Source organism: Roseivirga sp. 4D4, from assembly GCF_001747095.1.
GTDB lineage: Bacteria > Bacteroidota > Bacteroidia > Cytophagales > Cyclobacteriaceae > Roseivirga.
Genome location: NZ_MDGP01000001.1, coordinates 167,308 through 179,886 on the forward strand (window position 1 = coordinate 167,308; position 12,579 = coordinate 179,886).

Annotated in this window: 10 protein-coding genes; 8 read left to right on the forward strand and 2 right to left on the reverse strand. The window is 41.7% G+C overall.

Going from position 1 to position 12,579, the window contains the following annotated elements; translation table 11 throughout:
* The first annotated feature begins 127 nt into the window (after positions 1-127).
* The 6 genes from BFP97_RS00705 to BFP97_RS00730 all read left to right on the forward strand — a co-directional run bounded on the left by BFP97_RS00705 (position 128) and on the right by BFP97_RS00730 (position 8,075).
* Positions 128-466: a PadR family transcriptional regulator gene (locus BFP97_RS00705; RefSeq protein WP_069840577.1), complete on the forward strand. Its 339-nt coding sequence runs from the start codon at positions 128-130 to the stop codon at positions 464-466.
* On the forward strand, positions 463-3,069 hold the full coding sequence (locus BFP97_RS00710) for an FtsX-like permease family protein (RefSeq protein ID WP_083262349.1): 2,607 nt from the start codon (positions 463-465) through the stop codon (positions 3,067-3,069). The genes BFP97_RS00705 and BFP97_RS00710 overlap by 4 nt, the downstream gene beginning before the upstream one ends.
* Positions 3,070-3,297: 228 nt before the next feature.
* Positions 3,298-4,155, forward strand: a complete 858-nt coding sequence (locus tag BFP97_RS00715; protein WP_069840578.1) for a hypothetical protein — start codon at positions 3,298-3,300, stop codon at positions 4,153-4,155.
* A 90-nt stretch (positions 4,156-4,245) separates the two neighbouring features.
* The gene (locus BFP97_RS00720; protein WP_069840579.1) at positions 4,246-4,737 is read left to right on the forward strand and encodes an RNA polymerase sigma factor; all 492 of its coding nucleotides are present in this window, start codon (positions 4,246-4,248) and stop codon (positions 4,735-4,737) included.
* Positions 4,727-5,608, forward strand: a complete 882-nt coding sequence (locus BFP97_RS00725) for a FecR family protein (RefSeq protein ID WP_069840580.1) — start codon at positions 4,727-4,729, stop codon at positions 5,606-5,608. The genes BFP97_RS00720 and BFP97_RS00725 overlap by 11 nt, the downstream gene beginning before the upstream one ends.
* 43 nt (positions 5,609-5,651) lie before the next feature.
* Positions 5,652-8,075, forward strand: a complete 2,424-nt coding sequence (locus BFP97_RS00730; RefSeq protein WP_069840581.1) for a TonB-dependent receptor plug domain-containing protein — start codon at positions 5,652-5,654, stop codon at positions 8,073-8,075.
* On the opposite strand, the gene BFP97_RS00735 is transcribed toward BFP97_RS00730, so the two are convergent.
* Together BFP97_RS00735 and BFP97_RS00740 are read right to left on the reverse strand one after the other, a co-directional pair.
* The gene (locus tag BFP97_RS00735; RefSeq protein WP_069840582.1) at positions 8,076-8,450 is read right to left on the reverse strand and encodes a nuclear transport factor 2 family protein; all 375 of its coding nucleotides are present in this window, start codon (positions 8,448-8,450) and stop codon (positions 8,076-8,078) included.
* Position 8,451: 1 nt separating this feature from the next.
* The gene (locus tag BFP97_RS00740) at positions 8,452-9,699 is read right to left on the reverse strand and encodes an alpha/beta hydrolase-fold protein (protein ID WP_221406580.1); all 1,248 of its coding nucleotides are present in this window, start codon (positions 9,697-9,699) and stop codon (positions 8,452-8,454) included.
* Between the two features lie 258 nt (positions 9,700-9,957).
* On the opposite strand from BFP97_RS00740, the gene BFP97_RS00745 reads away from it, so the two are divergent.
* On the forward strand, positions 9,958-11,244 hold the full coding sequence (locus BFP97_RS00745) for a ComEC/Rec2 family competence protein (protein WP_069840584.1): 1,287 nt from the start codon (positions 9,958-9,960) through the stop codon (positions 11,242-11,244).
* Positions 11,245-11,246: 2 nt separating this feature from the next.
* Positions 11,247-12,557, forward strand: coding sequence for a ComEC/Rec2 family competence protein (locus BFP97_RS00750; protein ID WP_069840585.1), 1,311 nt, complete (start codon positions 11,247-11,249; stop codon positions 12,555-12,557).
* Positions 12,558-12,579: the final 22 nt, after the last annotated feature.

The window sequence follows — 12,579 nt, forward strand, 5'->3', positions numbered from 1 at the left end:
ATGTCGATTTGGGTCCTCTTATGAGGGCCTTTTTTTATTTACGGTCTTTACTGTTTGAAACGAATTAATAAAGACTACTTTTAGGATTTATATATTTTAATTACTTTTAGGACTTAAATAAATTTCTATGGGTAAATATTCAATAGGAGAGTTCGAGGAGGTCATTCTACTTACAGTGGCTGTACTCTATGAAAATGCCTACGGTATATCGATTAAAGAAGACATTGAAAAGCGATTAGACCGAAAGGTTAGCGTAGGTGCTATGCGTACAGCGCTGAGTCGCCTGGAAAAGAAGGGTTTCCTGAAGTCTGAGTTTGGCGAAGCCACTGCGATTAGAGGTGGTAAGCGCAAACGCTTCTTTAGAGTAACACCTCACGGAAAGAAGGCATTAGATAAGGTAATGGAAGATAGAAAGAAGTTATGGGGCGCTATACCCTCGATGGCTTTCGATTTTAAAATCACATGAATAACTCATTCCAAACAGTTCTGCCAAAGCTGCCACTTCGGTTTTTGAAGTGGTTTTGCAGCCCCGATCTCATCGAGGATGTAGAGGGTGATTTGTCTGAACTGTTTGCCATTCGACAAGAGAAGAGCAAGGTCAAAGCAAGATTCTGGTTTTATCTGGATGTATTGCTACTCTTTCGCCCTGGTATTATTAAGCAAGTAGAATTCAACAAAGGTCTAAACCAATACAGTATGTTAAGCAACTATTTAAAAATCGCATTTAGGAATGCCCTCAGGTACAAGGGCTATACTTTTTTAAACCTCTTTGGTCTGGTCGTAGGAATTGCCTCGACCATGCTCGTTTTGATGTGGATTGACGATGAAAGAAGCATCGATAAATTTCATGAAAATGGGGATGAGATTTATCAAGTCTTCAGAAATATGAAGCAGTCTAATGGGATGGTGTCCACCACTACTTCTACCCCTAAGCCGCTTGGCGATTTGGTCAGAGATGAGTACTCCGAAGTGGATCAAGTAGTATGGCTCAGCCAGACAAGGGAGATTAAAATCCAACTGGAAGATCAGCTTATCGATGAGGGGGGCAGTTTTGCTAGTCCAGAAGTACTAGATATGTTCACCTTTGAAATGCTTCTGGGAGATGAGTCAACCGCCCTCTCTAACGTGAGTAATATCGTTATTGCTGAAAGCGTGGCCCTGAAGTACTTTGGTCAGAACTGGAGGAACGAGGCCATGGGGAAAATCTTAAGAATTGAAGACGCATTTGACGCCATAGTCAGTGGAGTTTTTAAGGACTTAGGTGATAAGTCTACCTTGGATTTCAATTGGCTTATGAATGCTCAGGTCTTCATCGGTGCTAATAGCTGGGTCAATGATTGGGGAAATGGGAGTTTCATGACCTTTATACGTATCAGTGATGAAAGCAAGGTTCAAACCGTTTCGGATAAGATCCTGATGGAAATTAAAGACCACACAGTGGGCAATCCAAATGCAGGTGATGAAGAGGTTATCATCTACAAGTTTGAAGACACCTATCTCTACTCAAAATTTGATAACGGTGTGGTTTCAGGAGGTAGAATCGATTTTGTAAGAATCATGACCATTGTAGCCATTTTCATATTGATTGTGGCCTGTATCAATTTCATGAATTTGACTACCGCCAGATCGAGTAGAAGGTCAAAGGAGATCGGGCTACGTAAGGTCATGGGTGCTCCAAGGAAATCGATTAGAACCCAGTTCTACTTCGAGGCTTTTTTATTAACCTTGATTGCCGTTGTGATCTCGGTGTTTGTAGTAATAATGGCAATGCCCTACTTCAACGATCTGGTGGGTAAACAATTGAGTATAGACTTTTCGGATCAAAGGACTTGGTATTTCCTTATAGGCCTGACTTTTTCAGTAGGACTTGTTTCAGGTAGTTACCCAGCAGTACTACTACCCGCGATTAGCATTGTTCAGTCCATCAAGGGGGCTATGAAGCAGCCCTCTTATGCAGCGTATTTTAGAAAAGGACTTGTAATCTTTCAGTTCGCGGTATCTACACTACTAATTATTGGAACTACTGTAGTTTACAAACAAATCGATTATGTGCTCAATAAGGATTTAGGACTTAATAAAGACAATCTTCTGGCTGTTGCTATTGACCAGGGTATTTTGGGTCGCTTAGATACTTACAAAAGCGAGTTGATGAGGTTGCCAGATGTCAAAGCCGTCAGTGCTGCCTCTGGAAACCCGCTGGATTATGGCAGATCGACAAGTTCTACGAATTGGGAAGGTAAAAATCCAGCAGATGGGTATGAAGTCAATGTCATGCTCACAGATGAAGACTTAATCTCTACCATGGGTATGGAAATGCTTAAAGGCCGAGATTTCTCTTTGCAACTTGAGGACTCCACCAATTTTATTATCAATGAAGTGGCTGCTGAAATGATGGGTTTCGATGATCCTCTGGGTAAAAAATTATCCTTCTGGGGGATTGATGGAAGAATCATAGGAGTAGTTAAAAACTTTCATATGAGAAACCTCTATGAACCCATTGCTCCATTAATTATAACCTGCATCGATCCACAGCGGTCTAATGTGGTGCTAGTAAGAATTGGGGACAATATGAGCGAAACCATTAGCGCTATAGAGAAAGTTACAGCTGGTCTAAGTCCTGACTCTGAGTTCGAATATCAGTTTATTGATGAGGCCTATGAGGAAAGCTACCGCAATGAAAAGACTGTGAGCAAACTAGCGAATATTTTTGCGCTTATCTCGATTTTGATTTCCAGCCTGGGGCTCTTTGGTCTAGCTTCTTATTCGGCTGAGCAAAGATCTCGAGAGATTGGGGTAAGAAAGGTACATGGGGCCTCAGTGCTACAAATCTTGATGCTTTTGTCTAAAGATTACTCTAAGCTTATTTTAATAGCCTTTGTTGTATCAGTACCTTTTGGATATATGGTGACACAAAACTGGCTCGATGACTTTGAGTTCAGAACCTCTCTGGATCCTCTGGTTTTCATTATCGCTGGCATTGTGGCTTTTCTGATCGGTGTACTTACAGTAGCTGCTAAATCTTATCAAGCGGCTTCTGTTAATCCTGTCCGTTCATTGAAGCAGGAGTAGTATAGGCATAGTGTCACTAACAGTGTCATCATCCTGCTCCGAAGGTTCGGAGCAGGATGATGTGAGTCTTTTATGACATAGACTAATTAAGGTCTCTTGAAAAAGAGGCCTTTTTTCGTGCTCAGGGCCCATTCTAAAAATTTTCTTAATTTTTTTTAGAAATAAAAGTAGGGCAGAGTCCGGTGGTCGCGGTGTAAGGGTAAATATTTCATCTTAAAACTAGAAAGCATGAAGAAGTTAAGATTTATATCACCCCTAATTGCAGTAGTATTCGCACTCGGTGTGTACTCTTGCGATAACGAAGAAGGAGCAGATCCTGCTTTAGATGATGATGCGTTGATTGCTGCCATAGAAGTGGCAAGTAATAAAGTGGAGGTAGACGCTGCTACACTGCCTCCAAGTTCAGTTTCAATTATTGAATCTGATTTTTCTGAAAGTGAAGTATCCAGCGTTGCGATGGCTCCCGATTTAGGGTTCTCAGTTACCCTGATGAGGGCCAGCGGTACAAGAGTAGGCGAAATAGTCGTGATATTCTTTGACCTGACCGGTAGAGAATTAAGATCTATCCGAGACTTTTTAAGTCGAAGAAGAAAGCGAAGACAAGCCAGAGACTGTTTCGATTTTGTGTTTCCGTTTTCTGTCACCGTCCCAGATGGTACTAGCATCACTTTAGAGAGTAAGTCTGATTGGAGACTCGTGAGAACCTGGTATAAGGAAAACCCAGATGCTGATGCGCGACCATCATTTGATTATCCAATAGACATTCTTTATGGCGATACGGTGATCACCATCAATAATAAGGAAGAGTTAATCAGAGCCCGAGCAAGTTGCGAGGTTGATACTGCCGATGGAAGATGCTTCGCCTTTAATTTCCCTATCAGCTTTATTATGCCTGATGAATCTGATATCGTTTTAGAATCACGAGCAGACTGGACGTTGATCAGACAATGGTACCGAGCCAATCCTGATGCGGAAGGAAGACCTGATCTTGTTTACCCTGTAGACATCACTTTCCAGGATGGCACTACAGTTACAGTAAATAGTGACGAAGAGATGCTTAGGGCTAGAGAAACCTGCGATAACTAGCAATTGTCTTAAAGTAGATGTTGTAGTTTAAGTTTAGTGTCGATTAGGGTAGTGCGGCCATTTGGCCGTACTACTTTAAATTATCATCCTTTGACCAAGCAAGATTTTAAAAAGTGTTTCGATAACTGGTTCGAAGAAATTCGAAACTATGTGAACTACCGCTGCTGCGATTCAGAGCTGGCAACGGATATCGTTCAGGAAGCATTCGTGAAGCTGTGGGAGAAGGATTTTGAATACCAAGGGGATAGAACGAAGGGTTTGATCTACAAAATGGCCAATGACCTGTGGATCAATCACTATAGAAAGACAAAGACAGAGCGTAAATATCGATTGTCACTTTCTTGGAAAGAAGGTAGTCATGAAACGGAGAATGATGTTAATTATAAGGAGCTAAAAGGTCAGTATGAAAAGGCCTTGTCAGGCTTATCGGAGAAACGAAGAGCGGTTTTTTTAATGAGCAGAATGGAGGATCTAAAGTATACTGAAATCGCTGAAAGATTAGAGATATCTGTCAAAGCCGTTGAAAAGCGGATGACGTTGGCTTTGCAAGAATTAAGACAAGTGTTGAATCATGGAAAATAATAAGCGAGATAAGGATTTGACCTCGGCTGAAGAGCAAAAGCTCTTCTCGAAGCTGGAGTTTTCTTATGCCAAGTCAAAAGATGACGTTTGGGCAGGCTTAAATGATTTGATTGGTGAGGAGACTAAGGAGGAACTGCCTGTCAAGGAAGGCAAATTGGTTCGAATGAATTGGGTTTCTATGAGTATCGCGGCTTCCATGGTATTACTTCTGACTTATGGGCTTTTTGCCAGGTTCTATACTAAAACCGTTGAGGTAGGGGCGGGAGAATTTACAAGCCATGTATTGCCGGATGGTTCACAAGTACATTTGAATGCGGCATCTTCCATAAAATACGCTCCTTACTGGTGGAAATTTAATCGAAAGGTCAAATTAAACGGTGAAGCCTTTTTTGAAGTCGAAAAGGGAGAGCGATTTACCGTCTACTCTAGCCTTGGAACCACAGAGGTCTTAGGAACAAAGTTTAATATTTATGCGCGTGGTTTAGATTACGAAGTTTATTGCGAAAGTGGAAAGGTTGGGGTCAGTAATGAGTTTTCAGATCAGGTGGTATTACTTCCTGGGGAGTCAGTAAAACTAAATATTGAACGACTTGAAAAAGAAGATGCAAACGCTGAGAAAGAAGCCATACTGGCCTGGAGAAATAATGAGTTTAACTACAATACAACCCCTTTTTCAAAGGTGTTCTCTGATTTAGAGAGACATTATGGGGTTAGGATAGAATTGGAAGATGAGAGCATTGCAAATGAAGAATATACAGGTGTAATAGAAAGGCCTAAATCGGCAATTGAGGCGCTGAAGACGATTCTGGTAGGTTATAATCTGGCTCCATCAGAAAAAGGTCGTCAGACCTATTTGATCAAAAGAAAATGACTTGACACGACTTACGATCATGCTGGTTCTGACTTTGTTTTGTATGACAAAGTCAATTGCACAATCTATTCGTCTTGATTATCAGGACGAATTGTTGAATGAAATTCTATTGGATTTAAACGATCGCTACGATGTCCAGATTTCTATCAACTCTAAACTATCCAATGCCTGCTCCATTACGATCAGTGAGACCTTTTCAAGCATTGATCTGGCATTAGAAGCACTGGGCGCTCGATGTAATCTTGAGGTTGTGCGCATTGGTGAAGTCTATGCTTTTCGAGTGTATGAGGCGCCTGAAGAAGAGCCAAAGCGGACAACGTATTTGTTTCAAGGCGTGGCTTTGGAGCAAGATTCTGGAGAACCTTTGCCCTTTGCAATCCTCAGTACTTCTGATAGGAACCTAATCACCGATGAAAACGGAAGGTTCTCCTTTAAGTCATTCCTTTCAGAGCAAAAAGTCAAGCTTAGAAGCTTGGGGTATCACGAACAAGATACATTACTCCAGTCAGGAGAAGCATTGCAGATAAGCTTAAAGCCCAGAGTAACTACTTTAGATGACGTAGTCGTCACCGGCAACCGAGGAAGTGCACCTGTAACGAATATTGGGCAAAAGAGCGGCTACATTCAATTGAATGATGTGGGAAACAACCTGGTGCCTGGCCTTAGCAATAACTTGGTCTTCAACAACCTGAGACAATACCCTGGTATTACAGCCGCGGGCGAATCGATTGCGGACTTTGTGATTTGGGGATCTTATGCCGGACAAAATCATGTGATCTACGATGGTATCAGTCTTTTCAATAGCTGGGGTATCAATGACGATATGGGGAGAGTAAACCCCTATATGATCAAGCATGTGGAGGTGTATAAAGGAGGCTATAATGTCCCTTATGGGGATAGGGTCGGAGGCGTGGTTATGATTGACGGCAAGTTCGGCAATACCACTCAACTAGAGGCAGGAGGTAGTCTTACGAATCAACTTGTCAGTGCCTATGTGAATATCCCCTTGTTCAATGGTTCGTCCGCTTTCCAAATTGCAGGTAGAAAGACATTGTCAGAGGAGCTAGATCTGGCGTCAGGCTTTGATGGTGATACTACGCTGATCGTGCCAGGGTACAGTTATAACGATTTGCACCTCAAGTTTTCCTCTAACCTAAGTCAAAATGATCGCTTAGAGGTGAGTTCTGTGATTAGTACTGATTCTTACCAGGGAACCCTGAGAACAAGGGTCACACGACAACCTGTTTTTCAAGGTGTTAAAGTCAACTCCGAACAGATTGGTACTTCGTTGAAGTATGTAAGAAGCTGGTCAAATGGAGGGCTTTCTTCCGTGATTTTATCCAGAAGCAGGTATTCCCCTAAACTGGTTACAAATTACTTTGTGGATAGAAATGTCTTTTCTCCTGTCAGAGAACTCAGAGCCGACAATTGGACCAACCTGATCGTAGAAAACCGAAGCCGGATCACACATACATTTGCCGCTACAAAGGCGCATCAGTTCCAATTGAACCTTGAATATATCGATAATGAGGCCTCTTTTGGTGCAAGTGAAGGAGATAATATTGTAGATACTTCCATCGAGGAACTTAGCAGGGTCTCAGTTTATGGGTATGATCAGATTCAATGGTCAAATAACTTCTCGATACAAGTTGGACTAAAAGCGGAATTACCCTCTGAAGGTAGTGAGGTCTACTGGCAACCGAGAGTGAATGCCAGGGTTGACCTTTCAAAAAAGTGGAATGCACATATAGGTTGGGGAATTTACAATCAGTTTATCTCCAGAAACTCTGTGGTCGATGAATTGGGGAATAGAGCAGATGTCTGGCAAGTATCGAACGGGTCTTCCATTCCGGTATTAGAGTCGGTTCATAATGTAGTGGGTGTTGGGTTCCGAGATGAAGATTTTGAAATGAGTCTTGAAGCTTTTTATAAAACTACGAATGGGTTTACGAGATACTTCGTCAGTCGTAGGAGAGAATCGTTTATTGGTGAGGGGGATTCCAAAGCGAAGGGTATTGATCTTTTTGCCAGAAAGCACATTGGCAATCATGTGATCTGGCTTTCATATTCACTTTCAGAAGTCGAGGAGAGGTTTGGAGTTGATGATAGAAAAAGCGCCTACAGAGATGCCCCTCAAAACCAGTTGCATGAGCTTAAAGCCGCTGTTATTCTGAATCTAAATCCCTTTGAATTATCAATGACTAATGTTTATGGGTCAGGTTTCTCCAACAATACTTTTGCCTGGAACCGACAAGATTTCGAGCCCTATTGGAGAACCGATCTGGCACTTCAATACCGTTTTCAATCCATGAAAAGAAACCTAGAGGCCGGAGTGTCTATTTTGAACCTATTCAATAACCGAAACGTGAGATTAAACCAATCAGTGAGTGTTCCTGGTGGCGATGTTATCAATACTGTGGGGGTTCCTTTTACGCCTACTCTGTATCTGAATGTCGGGATACGCTAGTCATTTAATCTCGGCAGGTGAGCTGCTGCCTGCAATAATCTTGGGGCCTTCACTCGTCATTTTCCAAAACCTGATAAACCGAAATTTTCCTTGAATTGGGTTCTCCTGATAGCTACCTCTCAAGTGCGCTAGGACGGAGACAGAAACAGTTTCACCCATTTCACTAATTTCTTGATCGCTGGTTTGTAGGTCGTGGACCTTCATCTGGCCAGAGCGATAATTTTGAAGTTCCTGACTTTTTGTAATCACTTCTCCAGTCGGTATCGCAAAACTCATTTCATCATGTAATAGCGTCTCAAGCAATGCACAATCGGCCTGGATCATGGCCTTTTTAAGGAGCTCTTCGGCATCAATGACTTGTTCTTTGTAAGACATATTACTGACTAATATCTCTAAGGTCTTTTTTAAAGGTTTCAAGCCTTGAATCTTGGTTTTTCTCGGCCAATTCTATGGCTTTTATGTAGTATTTCCTTGCCTCGCTCAGATTACCTTCGGCTCTAAAGGCATCGCCCATTCCGTTGACAGGACGCGCATTCTCAGGGAATCGTTGAATCAGCCTTTCATAAATCACTTTGGCACCATCTGGCTTGCTATGTTTTAGATAAAACTCCGCATATCTAGTGTTCCAGCCCAGATTGACATTATCTAGAAAATCAGTTGATATAAAGTCGCTCATAAACTTGTCGAAAGTGGGGAAATGATCCGTGTCTAAGCCTAATCGAATAAGGAAGAACTTACCTTCCTGGGGTATTCCCTCAGGAAGATTGTATTTCTCAGCCCTTTGCCGATAGTAAGAGTTAACATAATTATGTCCTCCTGATTGTTGAAAGTCTTCCAATGTGTTGAACTCCAGCAATGGATAATCCGCGTAATGTTTCCGAAGCCCATGGTAAATGGTCCCCATCGGAGTGGTTCTATGCCCCAGAGCGGGCAGCACTTCACTCTTCATGACTTTATATTCCCAGTCCAGACTGTTCGGGGCTTTGTCCTCAAGAATGGTTGCAAAACGCTTTACATTTGGTTCAACACCGTTCTCATTCAGCGAAGTGGTAAAGAGTAGCGTTTGACTTAAGTTAGGGTTGTTGTCTAATAGCTTTGAAAAATCTTCGAGACGCTGATCATTCAAAGGGATAGGGCTGGCCGGAAAATAAGCGTTGAATAGATCTGGTTTTCTGATCATGGCTTCTATTGTGAAAGCTCCTGCGAATTGCCATCCGAGAAGCATTCGGTCTTTATTCGTTCTGTAGTTTTTGTCAATGTGTTGGATAACATCGTTTTCGATATAGTTGAGGAGCTTTTCTGCATTAGCGAAAAAACCATACCGAGGAGAATCACCAGTTTCAATTCCCACGATGATGAAATCGGGTAGGTAATCGTAGCCAGTCATTAACTGATTGATGCTCACCGCATAGGTAAACCAGTTTTGACCATCAAGCAGGTAGAGCACCGGGTAGTCTTTGGTAGACTCATCATAATAGGAAGGTAGGTAGACGTTCAGTGACCTTTCGGTATCAAAGACTTTGGATTGAATTTTCACCGATTTTCCAATGGTGACCTCACTTTCCTGGCCCCGTATTGAGCACAAGGACAGTAGGAAAAGGAATATGGCAAAAAATGTTTTCATCTTCATAGCAGCAAATATGGCATTATACTCCAAATAGCAGGAACAGGTTGTTGAATCTGGTATCGTTTAATGGCTCAGTGCATAAATATTCGGGCTATTGATTAAAAGTCAGAAAGATGGTTGATAGCGGCATGTTTCGAATAATCAAAATCAGAATACTCAAAATGGGGTATTGACATGCTCCTTATTTTTTATTAGCTTGATTGCATAATTGGGTTTAATATTTGTATTGAACCTTGACACACACAACATATCATTATGGCGGATATCACCGTTCACTTCCTTGACGTTGGGCAGGGAGACGGAACCTACATCGAAACCAATGGGAAGAAGATTCTTGTCGATCTAGGCACAACCAAAAATTCCAAAGACACATGGCCTGAGATTAAGGAATTCTTTATAAAGCAAAAAGGCTTTAAAAAAGGAGAAGTAGAGATTGAATACTTGTTTCTTACACATCCGGATAGAGACCATTATAATCTGATTGAGAAATTCAATCGAGCCTTTAGTCCTTCTTATAAGAACATAATAATTGGAGGTAGACCATGGGGTTACTACCAAAGCCAGTATCAGAACTGCCCTCATTGTGGAAGAAAAACCAATATAGGTAAAACGGTTGAGGTCTATGAAAGAGCACCCAAATCAGGTAGATGGAGGTCCTACAAAAAGCGATGTGATTACATGTTAGGTTGTGGTCAAAAATTCGAGATTGATGTTAAAATACCACCGGCATTCGATAAATGGTTATATGACCTTGTGAAAGCTGGTAAAGTAACTTTACCCTCTAGCAATTGGACCGAAACCATAGATCTTGGTGGAGATTCGAAAATTGGCGTCATGGCAGGTAATTTGAGCTCTGGTGACTCAAATGGAAAGAGTATTGTACTAAGAATATATAATAATGCTTGGTCTGTGATGTTGTCTGCTGATGCTACGGTAGATACCGAAGCATTTATTTTGGATAATCATTCTGCCGATGACATAAAATCAGATGTGCTGAAGGTAGGGCATCATGGCAGCGCACGTACTTCAACTTCCTCTGAATGGGCTGCGGCAGTCGATCCTGAACTAGCTTATGTTAGTTCTGACCGGACGGGTGATTTACTCAAAAGCAGTGGTTTTAAAATCCCATCCCAAGCGAGTATTGATACCCTGTTACAGTTCGGTACACGTCTTAATACAGCAGATGCTGCAGCACACAAGTTTGTAGTGTACTTCCCGGATAAATTCTACGGGAACAGTAGATCGGTCAAAAGTTTTGACAAAAAATCTGGTAGTGGGTCAGCAGCTGGCTTAAATCCTCAGATCATCACATCTATGACTGACTTGGGTACAGTGGCTGACCATTACATCGAAATTCGTACTGAGCTCAATGTGTTTACCAATCTATGCACTTTAGGCGATAGTACAAGTGAAGACATTGGGGTCAGGTATGATCTTCAACTTCCAGAATCTGGGGCACTCAGTATAAACCCGAGTTCAGACGACCCGTCAGATTTTACAGGCTGGCCGAGTAGTGCGGTATATAGAATTCCAACAGGTTAGTTATGTCAGAGATAAAGATACATATCCTCGATGTTGGGCAGGGAGATTGTACTATCATTCAAGCCGAAGGGCTCAACATATTGGTAGACTGCGGATCTTCCAAAAATGCGGACCTCGCGCTCGAAAACGTAAAAGAGTACTTTAATACTATTTTCAACGGTGGTGCATACCATTTCGATTACTTGTTTTTAACACATCCCGATAGTGATCATTATAATCTTTTGAATGCTCTTTTAGAAGCAGACCTGATCACTTTTGATCAAGTCTATGTGTCAGGTGTACTCACTGATTATTATGGTGGACAAACAGTTCATTGCAAGGTAAAACGCTGCGTGGGGGCTCATCGCCTGAAAAGAATTGTGGAGTACAAAAAACAATCGAGAAGAACGGGAAAAGGATCCCGTAGTAGAGGGTCAATAGGCCCTGTATTTAAGTGTTTTCCGAGACCATATTCACCACACTCTCGGACAGTGAAGACGGAATACAGTATTAAAGAGCCGTCTAAGTTTGATTTTTGGTTGTACGAAGGTATGGAGAATGCGCAAGGTAATTTCCATCAGTTTCCGAGTGACTATAAAGAGACTAATTTCATTTCAAAGGGAGAATTTAAAATTGATGTTTTGGCGGCTAATGTCAGTGGATACTTTAGTTCCTCAAATACCAAAAGCCTAGTCTTGCGAGTTTATAACAACAATGTGTCGGCAATTTTAGCTGGGGATGCCACCTATCTAACGGAAGCTTTTATGCTTGCTCAGCATAATGCCAATGTGCTTGAAACCAATGTGCTCAAGGTAGGGCATCATGGTAGTGCCAAGACCTCCACCAGTGGAGAATGGGCAGAGGCCACAGACCCTCAATACGCCTTTATCAGTTCGGATCGCCTGGGAGATACTTCAGGGGTGGGTAGGGGTGCTTTTCAAATACCATCACAGGCAGTTATTGACACTATATTGAATTTTGGTAGAAACAACCGACTATCTAGTCTGGTTGGTAATAATCATTATTTCGTCTCTTGTTTTGATAGCAAGTATTCTTTGGTATCACGTTCTCTTAATTCGTTTAACAGCCAAGCCTCTAGTTCTACTCATTATAATTTAGATGAAGATTATAAACATGCTTTTGATCCAAATGATCAGTTAACGGATACTTCACAGTACATGTCTGTGGCAACCACGAAAGGTGTTTTTACGACTTTGTATTTATTAGACCACGGCATGCTTGAAGAGGATTTAGGGACATCTTATGAAATTAAATTGTCCTCCAATGGAGCGATTGATATTACTACTTCTTCAGATATGGTGACACCTCCATAAAAGCAGATAACTTAGAAAACAC

Bases quoted from the DNA above. Each gene is read 5' to 3' on its own strand.
- BFP97_RS00705 (WP_069840577.1), top strand. From the start codon at position 128: ATGGGTAAATATTCAATAGGAGAGTTCGAGGAGGTCATTCTACTTACA.
- BFP97_RS00710 (WP_083262349.1), top strand. From the start codon at position 463: ATGAATAACTCATTCCAAACAGTTCTGCCAAAGCTGCCACTTCGGTTT.
- BFP97_RS00715 (WP_069840578.1), top strand. From the start codon at position 3,298: ATGAAGAAGTTAAGATTTATATCACCCCTAATTGCAGTAGTATTCGCA.
- BFP97_RS00725 (WP_069840580.1), top strand. From the start codon at position 4,727: ATGGAAAATAATAAGCGAGATAAGGATTTGACCTCGGCTGAAGAGCAA.
- BFP97_RS00730 (WP_069840581.1), top strand. From the start codon at position 5,652: ATGACAAAGTCAATTGCACAATCTATTCGTCTTGATTATCAGGACGAA.
- BFP97_RS00735 (WP_069840582.1), bottom strand. From the start codon at position 8,450: ATGTCTTACAAAGAACAAGTCATTGATGCCGAAGAGCTCCTTAAAAAG.
- BFP97_RS00740 (WP_221406580.1), bottom strand. From the start codon at position 9,699: ATGAAAACATTTTTTGCCATATTCCTTTTCCTACTGTCCTTGTGCTCA.
- BFP97_RS00745 (WP_069840584.1), top strand. From the start codon at position 9,958: ATGGCGGATATCACCGTTCACTTCCTTGACGTTGGGCAGGGAGACGGA.
- BFP97_RS00750 (WP_069840585.1), top strand. From the start codon at position 11,247: ATGTCAGAGATAAAGATACATATCCTCGATGTTGGGCAGGGAGATTGT.